This window comes from Caballeronia temeraria, from assembly GCF_001544795.2.
GTDB lineage: Bacteria > Pseudomonadota > Gammaproteobacteria > Burkholderiales > Burkholderiaceae > Caballeronia > Caballeronia temeraria.
In genome coordinates, this window is the sequence record NZ_FCOI02000002.1 from 458,507 (window position 1) to 475,617 (window position 17,111).

The window sequence follows — 17,111 nt, forward strand, 5'->3', positions numbered from 1 at the left end:
TTCACTGCGGCGGCGTTCCTTGAATGGTGTTCGACGGAGAAAGCGTGGCGGGCGAGCCGTTGAGCGGCGCGGCGCCGCCGGAACGCGGCGCGAGCATCGCGCGCACGCGGCCGCCCGGATTGCCGGGGCCGGCCTGGTCCTTGCCCGCGCTCGCCGTGTAGAAGTCCTTCTGGCCGTCATACGTGATGACGCTGCCGTGCACTTCGTCCTGCACCGTCGTCAGACCTTGCAGGCGGCGCACGACGGCGCGCGTCGTGAGCTTCGTGAAGTCGTTCTTGCCGTCGTAATCGATGCGAACCGCGTTGCCGTCGATGTACTCGTTCACGCCGTCGCGCTTCTGGCGGAAATACGAGAGATTGTTGCCGGTCGACGTGCCGGTCGCGTACTGATAACCCTGCGGGTCCTGCGTCACCTCGACGCGGTCGGCCTTGATGACGATCGTGCCTTTGGTCGCGACCACGTGACCAGTGAAGATGTTCTTCTGGTTGAGGTCGTCGTAGGACATGTTGTCCGCTTCGATGTTGAGCGGCTTGTCGCGGTCGGCCTTTTCGGCGTGCGCCGGCAGCCCGGCCAGCGCGAACCAGACGCTCAGGGCGGCAGCGAGCCCGGCCCGCACGGCGTGCGTGGCGCGGCGCGCGAGCGTTGCGCGCGCATGGCCGCCTTCGGGACGAGGGAACCTTTCGTTCATGCAGTCACAATTCGGGTGGGAGTGCCGGGATTACTTGGACGAGCCGCCGTTGATATCCGTGGCGGCGATTGCACCGCGCACGTTACCGAAGAGCTTCATCACCCGGGTCACGTTGTTGTAGTTCATGCCAGAGGCCGTCATCACGGACGGGCCGCGCTGAAGTCTAACCGGTTTTTCCGTTTCGATGACATCGTCGTTCACCAGCACGCGAAAATGCTGCGAATCTGCCTGCATCTGCGGATCTCCGTAACCGGCCGCGCGCAGGATGCGGGCGTTGTCGTAGAGATCGACGATAGAAACGTCGCCGTTGACCGTGCCGCGCTCGGCCGTTGCCGTGACGGTCGGTTTCATCGGCTGGAACATGCGCATGGCGGGCAGCGTGAGGTCGCTGATCTCGTCGTCTTCGTAATGCACCATCGACTTGGCCGTCAGCCGATATTGCGTCGTGCCGGTGGCGTCGAGCTCGGACACGGAAAAATTATTGGCGAAGTAATCCGGCGTATGGCGCTTTTCGGGCGCGGCGGCCGGTTGAGCCGGCGGCAGCGTGGCCTGCAACAGCCAGTAGGTGATGCCGGCCAGCGCCGCCATCGCGAGCAGCGGCAGGAGCGAGGCGAGCTTTCCGGGGCGCGGCATCGCGTCAGCCTCCGAGCGCCGCGGCGAGCAGTTCGTCGTAGCGACGTTGCGCGCGCAGGATCGCGTCGCAGACTTCGCGCACCGCGCCGTGGCCGCCGCGCGCTTCCGCGACCCAGTGCACGCGCTGGATCACTTCCGGGTGCGCGTTGGCGGGCGCCGCCGCGAAGCCGCAACGCCGCATCACGGCGAGGTCGGGCCAGTCGTCGCCCATGTAGCCGCATTCGCCGGCGGCAATGCCGGTGGCCTCGAGAAGTTCGGCGAGCGCGACGGTTTTATCGCCGACACCCTGATAGAGATGCGTGATGCCCAGTTCGCGCGCACGCGCCGCGACGATGCCCGATTGCCGTCCCGTGATGATCGCCGTCTGCACGCCGACGGATTGCAGCATCTTCACGCCGTGACCGTCGAGCGAATTGAACGACTTCATCGCGTCGCCTTCGGCGGTGAAGTAGAGGCTGCCGTCGGTGAAGACGCCGTCGACGTCGAACACCATCAACTTGAGCCGGCTCGCGCGTTCGGCGGCGGTGGGAGCTTTCTGCGCCATTCAGATTACCTTCTTGGAGAAGAGGTCGTGCATGTTCAGTGCGCCGATCAAAGTGGCATCGGCGTCCACGACCAGCATCTGATTGATGCGATGGCGCTCCATCAGTTCCACGGCTTCGACCGCGAGATGATCCGGCGCGATCGAGCGCGGGTTACGGGTCATGACATCGGTGATCTTCAGCGCGCGGAAATCGCCGTCGCGCTGCAGGATGCGGCGCAGGTCGCCGTCGGTGAAAATGCCGTGCACGTGCCGGTTTTCGTCGATGACCGCGGTCATGCCCATGCGCTTGTCGGTGATTTGGAAGAGCGCGTCCGACACCGTTGCGTCGAGCGAAACGGCCGGCACTTCATCGCCCACGCGCATCACGTCGCGCACGTAGGTGAGCAGGCGCCGCCCGAGCGCGCCGCCCGGATGCGAGCGCGCGAAGTCGTCGGGACCGAAGCCGCGCGCATCGAGCACGGCGACGGCGAGCGCGTCGCCGAGCGCCATCGCGGCGGTCGTGCTGGCCGTGGGCGCGAGATTCATCGGGCACGCTTCCTTTTCGACGCGTGCGTTCAGGTGCATGTCCGCCAGTTGGGCGAGACTCGATTCGGGACGGCCGGTGATCGCGATCAGCTTCGCCCCGAGCCGCTTGATGAGCGGCAGAATGGCGACGAGCTCCTCGGTTTCGCCCGAGTTCGACAATGCGATGAAAATGTCGTCGGCGGTGACCATGCCGAGATCGCCGTGGCTCGCTTCGGCCGGATGCACGAAGAAGGCCGGCGTGCCGGTGGAGGCGAGCGTCGCGGCGAATTTGCGCGCGACATGACCCGACTTGCCGATGCCCGACACGACCACGCGGCCGCGGCAGCCGAGCAGCGTTTCGACTGCGTTCGTGAAGTTGTCGTCGAGGAGTTCGGAGAGTCCGCGAACGGCGTCGGCTTCGATCTGAATTACGTTGCGAGCCAGCGCCAGCGCCCGGTCGCCATTGATTTTCGCTATCATGCGCGGAGTATAGCAAAGGCGATTTCGGGCCGCCCCGCCGGGCGCCCGGCGCGCCGCCGCCTATCCGCCCCCGCAAGCCCTGTCGTCAGGGGCCTTTTTAAGATGCCGGAGCGCCGGACGCACGCGCCTCGGAACGCTGACGAACGAGGACGCCAGACGGATGACGATCTCTCCGCTCGAAATGACGCTGTTGTTGCTGCTTTGCTCGGTGGCAGGCGTCGTCGTATTTCGCTATTTCAACCTGCCGCCGATGCTCGGCTATCTGACGGTCGGCATCATCGTGGGACCGAATGCCGCAGGCATCGCGCCGGACACGGACCGCGCGCAGCATCTCGCCGAATTCGGCGTCGTTTTCCTGATGTTCTCCATCGGGCTCGAATTTTCGCTCTCCAAGCTGCGTACGATGCGGCGCATCGTGTTCGGGCTCGGCGCGAGCCAGGTCGCGGCGACCATCGCGCTCGCGATGATCTTCGGCTGGATCACGAATTTCTGGACGGAAATGTCCTGGCAGGCGAGCTTCGCGCTCGGCGGCGCGATGTCGATGTCGTCGACGGCCATCGTCAGCAAGCTGCTCGCCGAGCGGCTCGAACTCGAATCGGAGCATGGCCGCAACATCTTCGGCGTGCTGCTGTTCCAGGATCTGGCGGTCGTGCCGCTGCTCATCATCATCGCGGCGTTCGGCAACGGCAAGTCGTCGGAACTGGCGATGTGGCTCGGCATCGCGGCGGTGAAGATCGTGGTCGCGTTGACGGTGCTGCTCTTCATCGGCCAGAAGTTCATGACGCGCTGGTTCGATCTCGTCGCGCGGCGCCGCTCGCAAGAGCTATTCATGCTGAACCTGCTGCTCGTCACGCTGGGCGCGGCGTTCATCACGGACAAGTTCGGGCTGTCGCTCGCGCTCGGCGCGTTCATCGCGGGCATGCTGATCGCGGAGACGCCGTACCGGCATCAGGTGGAAGAGGACATCAAGCCATTTCGCGACGTGCTGCTCGGTCTCTTCTTCGTGACGACCGGCATGCTGCTGAATCCGCGCGTGATCTGGGAGCATCCGTTGCTCGTGCTCGGATTCTTCGTCGTGCCGATCCTGCTCAAGGCCGTGATGATCACCGGTCTTTCGCGCGCTTTCGGCGCCACGCCGGGCGTCGCCATGCGCACGGGTCTCGGTCTCGCGCAGGCGGGCGAATTCGGTTTCGTCTTGCTGAACCTGATTCTGGATTCGCATCTGGTCAATTCGACGGTGCTGCAAGCCATTCTCGCCGCGATGCTGCTGTCGATGCTCGCCGCGCCGTTCATCATCCAGAACGCGGACCGGATCGTGCTGCGGCTGTCGTCGACGGAATGGATGCTGCAATCGCTGCAGATGACGAAGATCGCGACGCAGAGCCTGAAGCAGAGCGGCCACGTGATCATCTGCGGTTACGGCCGCGCCGGGCAGAATCTCGCGCGCATGCTCGAGCAGGAAGGCATTTCCTACGTCGCGCTCGATCTGGACCCGGATCGCGTGGCGGCGGCCGCGGCGGCGGGCGAATCGGTCGTTTTCGGCGATGCTGGGCGGCGCGAGTCGCTGCTCGCGGCGGGCCTGCATCGCGCGGCGACGATCGCGATCACCTACGCCAACACGCCGTCCGCGTTGCGCGTGCTGCACAACATCCACGAACTCGCGCCGACCCTGCCGGTGATCGTGCGCACGGTCGACGACGCCGATCTCGAAAAGCTGACGGCGGCGGGCGCGACGGAAGTGATTCCTGAGATCGTGGAGGGCAGCCTGATGCTCGCGTCGCACACGCTCGTCCTGATGGGCGTGCCGATGCGCCGCGTCGTGCGGCGTGTCGAGGAAATGCGCGACGCGCGCTACAGCTTGCTGCGCGGCTACTTTCACGGCGCGGATGACGTCGATGACGACGATGGCCACGAGCAGGTCCGGCTACAATCCGTACCGATCGACGCGAATTCCGAAGCCGTCGGGCATTCGCTCGATGATCTCGGTCTCGTCGGCAACGGTGTCGAGGTGACCGCGATCCGGCGCCACGGCATCCGGGGCGTCGCACCCGACCCCGACACCAAGCTGCGCGCGAACGATATCGTCGTGCTGCGCGGCCTGCCCGAAGTGTTGGCGCTTGCCGAGGAACGGCTCTCGCGCAACCGCCGGGCAGCGTAATTTCCTCTTTTGTCATCAAGGCGAACGCGCGGCCTCACGGCGCGGACTCCGGAGAAGTCATGTCCCTTACCCCTTCGCACGCCCAGCTCGATGCCGCGCGTTTCATCAAGGAGCGCGTGCGCACCGTCGATAACTGGCCGCAGCCCGGCGTTCAGTTCCGCGATATCACCACGATCCTGCAGGATCGCCGCGCGCTGCGCATGCTGATCGACTTGTTCGTGCAGCGTTATATCGACGAAAACGTCAACGTGATCGCCGGCATGGACGCGCGCGGTTTCATCATCGGGCCGATTCTCGCGTACGAGTTGAGCCTCGGTTTCGTGCCGATTCGCAAGAAGGGCAAGCTGCCGTACAAGACGCTCGAACAATCGTATGAACTGGAATACGGCAGCGCGACCGTCGAGATTCACGAGGACGCGTGCAAGCCGGGCGATCGCGTGGTGATCGTCGACGATCTGGTCGCGACCGGCGGCACGATGATGGCCGGCAAGATCCTGCTGGAGCGGCTCGGCGCGGAAGTGGTCGAAGCGGCGGCGATCATCGATCTGCCCGATCTCGGCGGCTCGAAACTGCTGCGCGAGAACGGCGTGCCGCTCTACACCGTATGCGAATTCGCCGGACATTGACATGCCCAACTTCCTGCTTTTTCTCGCCGCGTCCGTTGCGATTACCGTCGCGCCCGGTCCGGACAATCTTCAGGTGCTCGCGCGCGGCATCTCGCAAGGGCGGCTCGCGGGCGTCGTCGCGGCGTTCGGTTTCGCCTTCGGCGTGATCTTTCATACGACGCTCGCGGCGCTCGGCATCGCGGCGCTGCTGCGTTCGTCGCCGATGGCGTTTCAGGCGGTGAAGCTCGCGGGCGCGGCGTATCTCGTGTGGATCGGCATCAAGGCATTGCGCAGTCACGGCCTCGCGACCGCGCACGCGCGTCCGAGCCAGCCGCTTGCGACCGTGTTCCGTCAGAGCGTGATCGGCAACATGCTGAATCCGAAGGTCACGCTGTTCTTCATCGTGTTCCTGCCGCAGTTCGTCGATCCGCACGGCGCGCAAAGCGTGATGCTGCAGATGTTCGAGCTCGGCGGGCTCTTCATGTTGCAGACGGTCGTCGTGTTTTCGCTCTTCGGCATCGGCGCGGGGATGATCGGCGCGTGGCTGAAGCGCCGTCCGCGCCTCGGCGTGTGGCTCGACCGGCTCGCGGGCGTGACGTTCATCGCGCTCGGCATTCGCGTCGCGCTCAAGGACTGAGATATGCCGCTCGCCTCGATCGTTGCCGCGCGCAATTTCGACCGCACCGCACATCAACCGTTTCTTATCGGCGATGAACGCGTCGGCTGGATTCGCCGCTCCGACGTCGACGCGCTGCGCCGCTGGCCCGACGTCTTCGCAATCGATGCGGCATCGGTCCGCCTGCACGCCTCGCTCGCCGATGTGAACGCGCGCAGCGCCGCGCTCGGCGCGGTCATCGGCGCGCTTTTCGCCGAAGGCAGAATCCCCGGCTGGCGCGACGAAACCTACGCGATCCGCAACGATTTCGACGGGCCGCCGCTCGCGTTCATCGAGCGTGCGGCGTCGCGCTTCTTCGGCACGATGACCTACGCGGTGCATCTGAACGGCATCGTAAAATATCGAGATAGGGTGCCGCAGTTGTGGATCGCGCGCCGCAGCGACACGAAAGCGACCGATCCCGGCATGCTCGACAACGTCGTGGCGGGCGGTATCGGCTGGGGACTCGAACTCATGCCGACACTCGTGAAGGAATGCTGGGAAGAGGCGGGCATGAGCGCCGAACTCGCGCGGACCGCCGAACGCGGCCGCACTTTTCACGTGCTGCAATCCTTGCCCGAGGGCACGCAGGCCGAGCAGATCTTCGTCTACGACGTCTCGCTGCCGCCCGATTTCGCGCCGCGCAATCAGGACGGCGAAGTCGGCGAGCATCGCCTCGCGCGCATCGAGGACGTCGCGCGCTGGATCGAAGAGGGCAAGCTCACCGTCGACGCGAGTCTCGCGACGCTCGATTGCATGCTGCGCCATCAGTGGATCGACGAGGACGCGTGCGAAGGCCTCCATGCGCTGTTCGAGCCGCCGCAAACTTAAAAAGAACCGAACGAGGAAAGGTCATGTCGACCGAACATAGTTTCTATCTGAAGTTGTCGTGCCCGGACCGTCCGGGAATCGTGCATGCCGTGTCGGGCTTCCTGTTCAACCTCGGCGCCAATATCCTCGACTCCGCGCAGTTCGGCGACAGCCGCACCGGCGAGTTCTTCATGCGCGTGCATTTCCAGCAGGTCGGCGGCGACCCCGGCCTCGACGCGCTGCGCAAGACCTTCAGCGACCTCGCCGATGAATTCGGCATGCGCTGGGAGCTGCACGATGCATCGGTGAAGCCGCGCGTGGTCATCATGGTGTCGAAGATCGGCCATTGCCTGAACGATCTGCTGTTCCGCTATCGCACCGGCCAGTTGCAGATCGAGATTGCAGCGATCATCTCGAATCACAAGGATTTCTATCAGCTCGCCGCGAGCTACGACGTCCCGTTCCATCATCTGCCGCTGCTCAAGTCGACGCCCGAGGCGAAGGCCGCGCAGGAAGCGCGCGTGATGGAAATCGTCGATCAGCACGACACCGATCTCGTCGTCCTCGCGCGCTACATGCAGATTCTGTCGCCGGAACTGTGCGCGAAGCTGTCCGGCCGCGCGATCAATATCCATCACTCGTTCCTGCCGAGCTTCAAGGGCGCGAAGCCGTACTATCAGGCGTTCGACCGCGGCGTGAAGCTGATCGGCGCGACCGCGCACTACGTGACGTCCGATCTCGACGAAGGCCCGATCATCGAGCAGGAAGTGGAGCGCGTGGATCACAACATGACGCCGGATCAACTAACGGCGATCGGCCGCGATGTGGAATGCGTGACGCTCGCGCGCGCGGTGAAGTGGCACGCGGAGCATCGCATCCTGCTGAACGGACACAAGACGGTCGTGTTCCGCTAAAACGCGCTTCGGAATAAAAAAAGCCCGCCGGTTCAGGCGGGCTTTTTTGTGCTCAGACGAGCCGCAAATAAATCAGCTCGCGCTTGATATAGCCGTAGAAAATCGGCGCGGCGATCACGCCTGGAATGCCGAACGCGGCTTCCATCGCGAGCATCGCAAGAAGCAGTTCCCACGCGCGCGCCTCGATCTGTCCGCCGATGATGCGCGCATTCAGGAAATATTCGAGCTTGTGGATCAGGATCAAAAACGCGAGTGACGCGACGGCCGTGCCGAACGACACCGACAGCGAAATCCCGACGATGATCGTGTTCGAGATGAGATTGCCGATCACCGGCATCAGCCCGACGATGAACGTGACGAGCACGAGCGTCTTGGAGAGCGGCAGCCGCTCGTGAAAAAGCGGCAGCGCGACGAGCAGATAGAGCGCGGTGAACACGGCGTTGATCGCCGAAATCTTGATCTGCGCGAACACGATGCGGCGGAAGGCATCGGAGAAACGCGACACGCGCGCGACGAGCGCCGTCGACAGCGGCAAGCGATGATGCGCCGCACGCGGCGCGCTCACCGCGATAATCGCGCCGACGATCATGCCGATCACGATATGCCCGAAGCCGCGCGCCATTTCCTTGCCGCCTTGCTGAAGCATCTCGGCGTGCTTGTGCATCAGTTCGGTGGCTTTGTCCTTCATTTGCCCGGCGTCCACCGGCAGATAATTCGCGATCCAGTCCGGCACGGACAGGCGCGCGCTGGACGTGATGCTCATCAGCTGATCGAGCAATTTTTGCAGGCTCGGGAAATCGCGCTCGAAATGTTCGATGGTGGCGATCGTCGCGCCCGTCAGCCCGCCGACGATGATCGCCGAAATCAGCCCGACCGCGATGAGCCGCGCGCCCCGGCTGACCACGTGCCGCTCGATGAGCGGCGCGATCATGTGCGTGAGCTGAAACACCAGCATGCCGGCGAGCAGCCCGCCGAGCAGTTGCAGCCTGAGCGTGAGATACAGCGCGAGCAGCGCGAGCATGTAGCTGCCGATTTCCACCGCCGACAGCTTCGGCAAGCTCATGTCGCTCGTCAGCCTGACGTGGCGCGTGGGCAGATCCCGCACACGCGCTTCTTCGTTGGCCGCTTCGTTGCGCTTCGCCATGACTGCGTTCCTTTTCCCTGCTGCATACGACGATTATTCGTGCCGCGGCGCGCGCGGCGTATTCCGGCGGTCCGGCCGGCAGCGCCCCGGCGGCCAGACCGGCGCCGTGAATCAGGCCGCCGATTTAGCCCGTTGCAACAAGGGTGCCAGATATCTGCCGGTAAAACTCGCCTTCGACTTCGCCACCTGCTCCGGCGTCCCCTGGGCGATGATCTGCCCGCCGCCCGCGCCGCCTTCCGGACCGAGATCGATCACCCAGTCCGCGGTTTTGATCACGTCGAGATTATGCTCGATGATTACGACAGTATTACCCTGATCTCGCAATCTATGGATCACTTCCAGCAAAAGTGCGATGTCGTGGAAGTGCAAACCGGTCGTCGGTTCGTCGAGGATATAGAGCGTCCGGCCGGTATCGCGCTTGCTCAGTTCCAGCGAGAGCTTGACCCGCTGGGCTTCTCCGCCCGATAGCGTCGTCGCGGACTGGCCGAGCCGGATGTAGCCCAGACCGACATCGAGCAGCGTTTTCAGCTTGCGCGCGACCACCGGCACCGGCTTGAAGAACTCGTGCGCGGCTTCGACCGTCAGGTCCAGCACTTCGCTGATGTTCTTGCCCTTGTACTGGACTTCGAGCGTCTCGCGGTTGTAGCGCTTGCCGTGGCACACGTCGCAGGGCACGTAGACATCGGGCAGAAAGTGCATTTCCACCTTCAGCACGCCGTCGCCCTGACAGGCCTCGCAGCGTCCGCCCTTCACGTTGAACGAGAAACGGCCGGGATCGTAGCCGCGCTCTTTCGCTGCCGGCACGCCCGCGAACAGCTCGCGGATCGGCGTGAAAAGGCCGGTGTAGGTGGCCGGATTCGAGCGCGGCGTGCGGCCGATCGGCGACTGATCGACGGCGATCACCTTGTCGAAGTGCTCCAGTCCTTCGATGGACTCGTACGGCGCGGGCTCCGTCGCCGAGCCGTACAGATGCTGCGCGACCGCGTGCTGCAGCGTGTCGTTGATGAGCGTCGACTTGCCCGAGCCCGACACGCCCGTCACGCAGGTCAGAAGCCCGACGGGCAAATCCAGCGTCACGCGCTTCAGATTGTTGCCGTGCGCCTCGACGATGCGCAGCATGCGCTCGTCCGGCGCGGTACGCTCGGCGGGATAGCTGATCGTGCGCTTGCCGGACAGATACTGTCCGGTGATCGAATTGGCGTCTTTCAGCACCTGAGCCGGCGTGCCTTGCGCGACGATCACGCCGCCGTGCTCGCCCGCGCCCGGCCCCATGTCGACGACGTAATCGGCCATGCGGATCATGTCCTCGTCATGCTCGACGACGATCACCGAATTGCCGATATCGCGCAAATGCTTGAGCGTGTTGATGAGCCGGTCGTTGTCGCGCTGATGCAGGCCGATGGACGGCTCGTCGAGCACGTACATCACGCCGGTCAGCCCCGAACCGATCTGCGACGCGAGCCGGATGCGCTGCGCCTCGCCGCCGGAAAGCGTCTCCGCGCTGCGTTCCAGCGACAGATAATCCAGCCCGACGTTATTCAGGAACGACAGCCGCGCGACGATTTCCTTGACCACCTTGTCGGCGATTTCGCCTTTCGCGCCTTCGAGACGCAGCGTCTGGAAATAGCCGAGCGCGTCGCGCAGCGGCCATCCGCTGATTTCGTAGATGCCGCGCGCCTGATCTTCCGCGCCGACTTTCACGAAGCGCGCCTCGCGCCGCAGACGCGTGCCCTCGCACGCCGGACACGGCTGATTGTTCTGATATTTCGCGAGTTCCTCGCGCACGGCGGCGGAATCCGTCTCGCGATAGCGCCGCTCCAGATTCGGGATGATGCCTTCGAACGCATGCTCGCGGACCGACGCGCGCCCGCGCTCGTTGATATACGAGAACGGAATCGCCTGCTTGCCCGAGCCGTACAGAAGAATCTTGCGCACTTTCTCGGGCAAGTCCTCGAACGGCGCGTCGATTTCGAACTCGTAGAACGCCGCGAGACTCTGCAGCATCTGGAAATAGAACTGGTTGCGCCGGTCCCAGCCCTTCACCGCGCCCGCCGCGAGCGACAGCGACGGATGCGCGACCACGCGCTTCGGATCGAAGAACGTGATCTGGCCGAGGCCGTCGCACTCGGGGCACGCGCCCATCGGATTGTTGAACGAGAAAAGACGCGGCTCCAGTTCCGGCAGCGAATACGAGCAGATCGGGCACGCGAACTTCGAGCTGAAGAGCTTTTCCTTTTCGGTGTCCATTTCGAGCGCGATCGCGCGGCCATCGGCGAGACGCAGCGCGGTTTCGAACGATTCCGCCAGGCGCTGCTTCATATCCGGCCGCACTTTGAGGCGGTCGATCACGACGTCGATCGTGTGTTTGTCGTTCTTCTTGAGCTTGGGCAGCGAATCGACTTCGTAGATTTTCGCGACGCCTTCGTTCGCCGTGCCGCCGCCCGAGCGGATGCGAAAACGGATGAAACCCTGCGCCTGCATTTCCTCGAATAGCTCGACGTGCTCGCCCTTGCGATCCGCGACGACCGGCGCGAGGATCATCAGCTTGGTCTCTTCGGGCAGCGCGAGCGCGGCGTCGACCATTTGCGAGACGCTTTGCGCCTCAAGCGGAATCAGGTGATCCGGGCAATACGGCGTGCCGACGCGCGCGTACAGCAGACGCAGGTAATCGTGAATTTCGGTGACGGTGCCGACCGTCGAGCGCGGATTATGCGACGTCGCCTTCTGCTCGATGGAAATGGCCGGCGACAAACCCTCGATCAGATCGACGTCGGGTTTTTCCATCAACTGCAAAAATTGCCGTGCGTACGCGGAAAGGCTTTCCACGTAACGGCGCTGACCTTCCGCATACAGCGTGTCGAATGCGAGCGACGACTTGCCGGACCCGGACAGCCCCGTGATCACGATCAACTTATGGCGCGGCAAGTCGAGATTGACGGTCTTCAGATTGTGGGTGCGAGCCCCACGAATGCGAATTTCTTCCACGAGTTCGTTCCGGCGTTTTTCGGATGCTTTCGGAGGTTTTCAGCGGCGCTTTCATCTGTCCGGACGGGCCACAGGGGCATAGCCGGGCGGAAAGAGAGGGGGCCAAACCTGCTACTATAACGACTTTTAAAGGGCGCAGCGCCCGAGCCCACGGGCCGGATGCGCGTCGACGGGCCGGCGCGGGGGCTTGCCGGCCATGTGCGGGGAGCGCGCTGACGCGGCGAGCGGCGCCCCCGAGCCGTGCGATCCATATAGTGCCGTTTCGAGCAAGTACAAGGCGGCCGCGCCTGGCTGCGCCGCAGGCCAGGCCAGACGCGTCCCTCATCCTTTTCCCGTTTCTGATGTCCAATCCGTCTGCCACGTCCACACGTCTCTCAGCGCCGGAGCTGCGCGCGACCGTGTCGCTCGCTGCCATCTTCGCGCTGCGCATGCTCGGCCTCTTCATGATCATGCCGGTGTTTTCGATCTACGCGAAAACCATCCCTGGCGGCGACAACGTGCTGCTCGTCGGCATCGCGCTCGGCGCGTACGGCGTCACGCAGTCGATGCTGTACATCTTCTACGGCTGGATTTCCGACAAACTCGGCCGCAAGCCGGTCATCGCGTTCGGATTGCTCGTTTTCGCGATCGGCAGCTTCGTCGCGGCCGTCGGCCACTCGATGACGTGGATCATCGTTGGGCGGGTCATTCAGGGCATGGGCGCGGTGTCGTCGGCGGTGATCGCGTTCATCGCGGACCTGACGCACGAGGAAAACCGCACCAAGGCGATGGCGATGGTCGGCGGCAGCATCGGCGTGTCGTTCGCCGTGGCGATCGTCGGCGCGCCGATCGTGTTCCACTGGGTCGGCATGAGCGGGCTGTTCACGGTGATCGGCGTGCTGTCGATCCTCGCGGTGGGCGTGGTGTTCTGGATCGTGCCCGATCCGCCGGCGCATCCGGTTCACGTCAAGGCGCCGTTCGCGGAAGTGCTCCACAACGTCGAACTGCTGCGTCTGAACTTCGGCGTGCTCGTGCTGCACGCGACGCAGACCGCGCTTTTCCTCGTCGTGCCGCGCATTCTGGAGGCGGGCGGGCTGCCGGTCGCGTCGCACTGGAAGATTTACCTGCCGGTGATGGCGCTCGCGTTCGTCCTGATGGTGCCGGCCATCATCGCCGCCGAGAAACGTGGAAAAATGAAGAGCGTCATGCTGAGTGCGATCGGGCTTATCCTGATCGGCCAGTTGTTATTGGGCGCCGCTCCCCATACGCTGTGGTCCGTGGCAGCCATTCTGTTCGTGTACTTTCTCGGCTTCAACGTGCTGGAGGCGTCGCAGCCGTCTCTGGTGTCGAAGCTCGCGCCGGGCACGAGAAAGGGCGCGGCGGCGGGCGTGTACAACACGACGCAGTCTATCGGCCTCGCGCTCGGCGGAGTGATCGGCGGCTGGCTGCTGAAGCTCGACGGAGCGAGCGCGGTGTTCTTCGCGTGTTCGGCGCTGGTGTTCGCGTGGCTCATCGTGGCCGCGTGGATGAAACCGCCGCCGCGCAAAGCCGAGCGCGCGGCCTGAGAGAAATTTGAATCATCGAATCGAGCCGGCATGGTGCGGCCGAATCCACGTCTGAAGACGAGATCGGTCCAATCGCATCATTCGGCTGACAGTTAGCAAGGAATCTACCGGAGAAATCATGGCATCAGTCAACAAGGTCATTCTCGTGGGCAATCTGGGCGCCGACCCGGAAACCCGCTACCTCCCGAGCGGCGACGCCGTGGCCAACATTCGCCTAGCGACGACCGACCGCTACAAGGACAAGTCTTCCGGCGAGTTCAAGGAACTCACGGAATGGCATCGTGTGGCGTTCTTCGGCCGGCTCGCGGAGATCGTGAACGAGTATCTGAAGAAGGGCTCGTCGGTTTATATCGAAGGCCGTATCCGCACGCGTAAATGGACCGATCAAGCGGGACAGGAGCGCTACTCGACCGAAATCGTCGCGGATCAGATGCAGATGCTCGGCGGTCGCGGCGGCGCGGGCGGCGGCGATGACGGCGGCTACAGAAGCAGCGCACCGATGGAGCGCTCCGGCGGCGGTGGCGGCGGCGGCGGTCGCGCACCCGCGGGCGGACGTCCGAGCGGCGGCGGCGCGGCAGGCGGTTCCGGCCGTCCGAGCGCACCGGCGGGCGGCGGCTTCGACGACATGGACGACGATATTCCGTTCTGACGAACGGCCGATCACTCGCGCATCGAATAGATGGGCCTCAGACTGTCATAGTCCGAGGCCCATTTTTTTCGCGCCGGCAAGGCGCTTTCCGAATTCTGGCGTGCGCTCGCCCAAATCTTCGCCGGGACATATTAATCTCTCAGGATCGCAGGGATGGCCGGGTGCGTATCGAAGCGGAGACAAACTCCGCCGCGGGCGAATCGGAATTTTCCTATGGCATGCGAATTATCCACAAACTATTTTTAAGGCGATTATTCAAGAGAATAAACGTAATTTTTATCTGCTTGTTGTCATTGAGTTAAGGCATTTTGAGTGGATTTTGTTTATGCGGTTTTTGTAAACGAAATTCGACGAAGACGTGGTAACCGTGCTGACTCGGACTAATCTGTCGCGCGTTGTCGCTCCCACAAGAAAATTCACTAAGACCAACAATAATCGGGGGTCCCTCTTGAAGCTTCGAATAGTCTTGGCAGATGATCATCCTTTCGTTCTCCTAGGGATGAAAGCGCTTTTCGCCGCCCACGATGGAATGGAAGTCGTCGGTGAAGCGAATAGCGCCAGCACTTTGTTGCCGGAACTCGCTGGCAAGTCTTGCGATGTGCTGGTCACGGATTTCGCCATGCCCGAGGCGGGCGTGGATGCGAACGACGGGCTGCGCCTCATCCGGCAGGTGCGACAGGATTTCCCGAGCATCAAGATTGTCGTGCTTACCAGCGTGAGCAACGTGGCGATTTTGCGCTCCATCCTGAACGCCGGCGCGATGAGTCTCGTCAACAAGGCCGAGCCGATCGAACTGGTGGCGACAGCCGTGCGGCATGCGAGTATCGGACGCCGGTTCGTGAGCGCGTCGTTCGTCGCCGCGCTTGCGGAGGCGGGTACGGAAACGGAGTTTTCGTCAGAGGAGCCGCGCCTTTCGATGCGAGAGATAGAAGTCGTTCGCCTGTTCGCCAAAGGCCACTCGATTACGGAAATCGCGAGAGAGCTCGATCGCGATGTGAGAACCATCAGCCGGCAGAAAAGAGATGCAATGAATAAGTTAGGGGTGAGAAATGACCCCGGTCTCTTTGCATTCGTTCGTGCGCGCGGCTTAGGATGATTATTTAGTTTCAACTAATTGATTTAGGATGCATCTTATGTATCTGGATGTTTCTATGCCCGATGCTTATGTTTCATGTTTGGAGACGATTTTAGGTCGTCGGGAAGAGAAGGGGTTTGAGTCGATGGATTTCGGGATCGAGAGCAAAGTGTTCTCGCACGCTAAACGTATAAGGTTGGCGATAGCGGATGACCATCCTCTTGTCATCCTCGCAGTCGAGCGGCTTGCCGGGAATTTTCCCAATGTAGAGGTCGTGAGCCGCAGTTCGAATTCGACCCAGCTCGAAGAGTCGCTCGCCCGCGGCGAGTGTGACGTCGCGATCATCGATTTCTACATGCCGGGCGGACGTTACGGCGACGGCATCGAGTTGATCCAACACGTTGCAAAAACGTATCCCGAAGTTCGCATCGTCGTCATGTCGCGCAATGACGACGCCGCGCTGGTCAAGCAAGCGCTGGAAGCGGGCGCCCACGCTTTCCTGAGCAAGGAAGACCGGCTCGATCTGATTTACGTCGCGATCGTTTCGGTCATCGCTAGCGAGACCTATCTCGGGCCGGCAGTGCGCCGAACGCTGGCGCTCGCTGACTCGGAAAGCCACGCACGCTTCATTCGTCAAAAGCTCACGAGCCGCGAACTGGAAGTCATCGAGCGTTATGCGCGAGGCGCGAACGTCACCGTAATCGCCAGGGAACTCGGCCGTAGCGTGAAAACAATCAGTGCACAAAAGTGCGCGGCCATGCGGAAGCTCGATCTGTCGACAGACGCGGATTTATATCGATTCATCGCGGACAGCGGTTTGATCTAGACGCGCCGCGCAGCGCGTACGCCGCAAGGCTCAGAGGCTGGCAAGGAGACAACGCCCGGTCGATTCGACGACTGTTGCGGGCCAGACAGACTCCACGGAACGCACACAACAATGAGAACAAATACGCCGAAACGGGCGATCGTTGCGGACGACCATCCGGTCGTCGTCACGGGCATCCGAAGCTTGCTCGAGCGAGACGGCGCGATCCAGGTGGTCGCCACCGCCCGTGACACGCTGGAGCTTGCGGAAGCCGTCGACAGCACGCCGTGCGATCTCGTTTTCTCCGACATCGGCATGCGCGGCATCGACGGGGAAAGCAATTCGATCCCTTTTCTCCGGCGTTTGTCGTGGCAGGAAAACCGGCCAAAGGTCATCGTGCTCACGATGATCTCCCAGACGCGCATGCTCGCCGGTCTCGTCCAGCTTGGCGTGGACGGCGTCGTCGACAAACGCGACGGACTCGCATGTCTCCACGACGCGATTTCCGTGGCCGAGGCGGGCGGTTGCTTTCTTTCGCCCTGCGTGCAGGCGGCGGTGAGCCATCTGCCGACTGAATCGCCGGCGCGCGCGGGTGTATTGAGCCGTCGCGAGTGGGAAGTCTTTCAACTTTACGCGCGCGGTCTGCTCGTTCATGAAATCGCGGATCACTTCGGGCGCAGCCGCAAGACGATCGCGACGCAACGGCGCAGCGGCATGCGCAAGCTTGGACTCGACAGCGAAGAAGAACTGGTCGCCTATCTCCAGCAAGTCGGATTGATCTGAAAGGGCGCGGCCGTCGGCGGTGTCCGGCTTCGGAGCGAATTGAGACGGTTCTGATTCAATCGCGATGCGTTGCGGATCAGACTCAACACATTTGCACTCGACAGGCAAGCACGAAGCGCGGATACGACGAGCGGC

Annotated in this window: 16 protein-coding genes; 10 read left to right on the forward strand and 6 right to left on the reverse strand. The window is 63.1% G+C overall.

Going from position 1 to position 17,111, the window contains the following annotated elements:
- Position 1: 1 nt before the first annotated feature.
- The 4 genes from lptA to kdsD are packed head-to-tail and all read right to left on the reverse strand — an operon-like array spanning position 2 to position 2,849.
- On the reverse strand, positions 2–688 hold the full coding sequence (gene lptA / locus AWB76_RS04695; protein ID WP_061158935.1) for a lipopolysaccharide transport periplasmic protein LptA: 687 nt from the start codon (positions 686–688) through the stop codon (positions 2–4).
- A 30-nt stretch (positions 689–718) separates the two neighbouring features.
- Complete coding sequence (gene lptC / locus AWB76_RS04700; RefSeq protein ID WP_061158936.1) at positions 719–1,321, reverse strand: LPS export ABC transporter periplasmic protein LptC; 603 nt, start codon at positions 1,319–1,321, stop codon at positions 719–721.
- A gap of 4 nt (positions 1,322–1,325) precedes the next feature.
- Positions 1,326–1,865: a KdsC family phosphatase gene (locus AWB76_RS04705; protein ID WP_061158937.1), complete on the reverse strand. Its 540-nt coding sequence runs from the start codon at positions 1,863–1,865 to the stop codon at positions 1,326–1,328.
- A complete protein-coding gene (gene kdsD, locus AWB76_RS04710; protein ID WP_061158938.1) occupies positions 1,866–2,849 on the reverse strand; it encodes an arabinose 5-phosphate isomerase KdsD in 984 nt (327 codons plus the stop codon).
- A 160-nt stretch (positions 2,850–3,009) separates the two neighbouring features.
- On the opposite strand from kdsD, the gene AWB76_RS04715 reads away from it, so the two are divergent.
- From AWB76_RS04715 to purU, 5 genes are read left to right on the forward strand one after another with little or no spacing between them, the layout of a single operon-like run.
- Positions 3,010–5,007, forward strand: coding sequence for a monovalent cation:proton antiporter family protein (locus AWB76_RS04715; protein ID WP_061158939.1), 1,998 nt, complete (start codon positions 3,010–3,012; stop codon positions 5,005–5,007).
- 59 nt (positions 5,008–5,066) lie between these two features.
- Positions 5,067–5,633 (forward strand): adenine phosphoribosyltransferase, encoded by a 567-nt coding sequence (locus tag AWB76_RS04720; RefSeq protein WP_061158940.1) that lies wholly within the window; start codon positions 5,067–5,069, stop codon positions 5,631–5,633.
- Between the two features lies 1 nt (position 5,634).
- The gene (locus AWB76_RS04725) at positions 5,635–6,249 is read left to right on the forward strand and encodes a LysE family translocator (protein WP_061158941.1); all 615 of its coding nucleotides are present in this window, start codon (positions 5,635–5,637) and stop codon (positions 6,247–6,249) included.
- A 3-nt stretch (positions 6,250–6,252) separates the two neighbouring features.
- Positions 6,253–7,098: an NUDIX hydrolase gene (locus AWB76_RS04730; RefSeq protein ID WP_061158942.1), complete on the forward strand. Its 846-nt coding sequence runs from the start codon at positions 6,253–6,255 to the stop codon at positions 7,096–7,098.
- A 23-nt stretch (positions 7,099–7,121) separates the two neighbouring features.
- Positions 7,122–7,991, forward strand: a complete 870-nt coding sequence (gene purU / locus AWB76_RS04735) for a formyltetrahydrofolate deformylase (protein ID WP_061158943.1) — start codon at positions 7,122–7,124, stop codon at positions 7,989–7,991.
- A 52-nt stretch (positions 7,992–8,043) separates the two neighbouring features.
- On the opposite strand, the gene AWB76_RS04740 is transcribed toward purU, so the two are convergent.
- On the reverse strand, positions 8,044–9,135 hold the full coding sequence (locus AWB76_RS04740; protein WP_061158944.1) for an AI-2E family transporter: 1,092 nt from the start codon (positions 9,133–9,135) through the stop codon (positions 8,044–8,046).
- Positions 9,136–9,246: 111 nt separating this feature from the next.
- Positions 9,247–12,120 carry an excinuclease ABC subunit UvrA gene (gene uvrA, locus AWB76_RS04745; RefSeq protein ID WP_061158945.1) on the reverse strand — a complete coding sequence of 958 codons (2,874 nt, stop codon included), beginning with the start codon at positions 12,118–12,120 and terminating at the stop codon, positions 9,247–9,249.
- A gap of 341 nt (positions 12,121–12,461) precedes the next feature.
- Between uvrA and AWB76_RS04750 the strand changes: the two genes are divergently transcribed.
- From AWB76_RS04750 to AWB76_RS04770, 5 genes are all read left to right on the forward strand, one after another.
- Positions 12,462–13,664, forward strand: a complete 1,203-nt coding sequence (locus AWB76_RS04750; RefSeq protein WP_061158946.1) for an MFS transporter — start codon at positions 12,462–12,464, stop codon at positions 13,662–13,664.
- Positions 13,665–13,782: 118 nt separating this feature from the next.
- On the forward strand, positions 13,783–14,313 hold the full coding sequence (locus tag AWB76_RS04755; protein ID WP_061158947.1) for a single-stranded DNA-binding protein: 531 nt from the start codon (positions 13,783–13,785) through the stop codon (positions 14,311–14,313).
- 466 nt (positions 14,314–14,779) lie between these two features.
- Positions 14,780–15,409, forward strand: a complete 630-nt coding sequence (locus tag AWB76_RS04760; protein ID WP_244173212.1) for a response regulator — start codon at positions 14,780–14,782, stop codon at positions 15,407–15,409.
- A 37-nt stretch (positions 15,410–15,446) separates the two neighbouring features.
- Positions 15,447–16,214, forward strand: a complete 768-nt coding sequence (locus AWB76_RS04765; RefSeq protein WP_244173213.1) for a response regulator — start codon at positions 15,447–15,449, stop codon at positions 16,212–16,214.
- Between the two features lie 111 nt (positions 16,215–16,325).
- Complete coding sequence (locus AWB76_RS04770; protein WP_061158950.1) at positions 16,326–16,976, forward strand: response regulator; 651 nt, start codon at positions 16,326–16,328, stop codon at positions 16,974–16,976.
- Positions 16,977–17,111: the final 135 nt, after the last annotated feature.

What these genes read in the sequence shown, in the direction of transcription:
- lptA (WP_061158935.1), bottom strand. Translation starts at nt 688, where the DNA reads ATGAACGAAAGGTTCCCTCGTCCCGAAGGCGGCCATGCGCGCGCAACG.
- lptC (WP_061158936.1), bottom strand. Translation starts at nt 1,321, where the DNA reads ATGCCGCGCCCCGGAAAGCTCGCCTCGCTCCTGCCGCTGCTCGCGATG.
- AWB76_RS04705 (WP_061158937.1), bottom strand. Translation starts at nt 1,865, where the DNA reads ATGGCGCAGAAAGCTCCCACCGCCGCCGAACGCGCGAGCCGGCTCAAG.
- kdsD (WP_061158938.1), bottom strand. Translation starts at nt 2,849, where the DNA reads ATGATAGCGAAAATCAATGGCGACCGGGCGCTGGCGCTGGCTCGCAAC.
- AWB76_RS04715 (WP_061158939.1), top strand. Translation starts at nt 3,010, where the DNA reads ATGACGATCTCTCCGCTCGAAATGACGCTGTTGTTGCTGCTTTGCTCG.
- AWB76_RS04720 (WP_061158940.1), top strand. Translation starts at nt 5,067, where the DNA reads ATGTCCCTTACCCCTTCGCACGCCCAGCTCGATGCCGCGCGTTTCATC.
- AWB76_RS04725 (WP_061158941.1), top strand. Translation starts at nt 5,635, where the DNA reads ATGCCCAACTTCCTGCTTTTTCTCGCCGCGTCCGTTGCGATTACCGTC.
- AWB76_RS04730 (WP_061158942.1), top strand. Translation starts at nt 6,253, where the DNA reads ATGCCGCTCGCCTCGATCGTTGCCGCGCGCAATTTCGACCGCACCGCA.
- purU (WP_061158943.1), top strand. Translation starts at nt 7,122, where the DNA reads ATGTCGACCGAACATAGTTTCTATCTGAAGTTGTCGTGCCCGGACCGT.
- AWB76_RS04740 (WP_061158944.1), bottom strand. Translation starts at nt 9,135, where the DNA reads ATGGCGAAGCGCAACGAAGCGGCCAACGAAGAAGCGCGTGTGCGGGAT.
- AWB76_RS04750 (WP_061158946.1), top strand. Translation starts at nt 12,462, where the DNA reads ATGTCCAATCCGTCTGCCACGTCCACACGTCTCTCAGCGCCGGAGCTG.
- AWB76_RS04755 (WP_061158947.1), top strand. Translation starts at nt 13,783, where the DNA reads ATGGCATCAGTCAACAAGGTCATTCTCGTGGGCAATCTGGGCGCCGAC.
- AWB76_RS04765 (WP_244173213.1), top strand. Translation starts at nt 15,447, where the DNA reads ATGTATCTGGATGTTTCTATGCCCGATGCTTATGTTTCATGTTTGGAG.
- AWB76_RS04770 (WP_061158950.1), top strand. Translation starts at nt 16,326, where the DNA reads ATGAGAACAAATACGCCGAAACGGGCGATCGTTGCGGACGACCATCCG.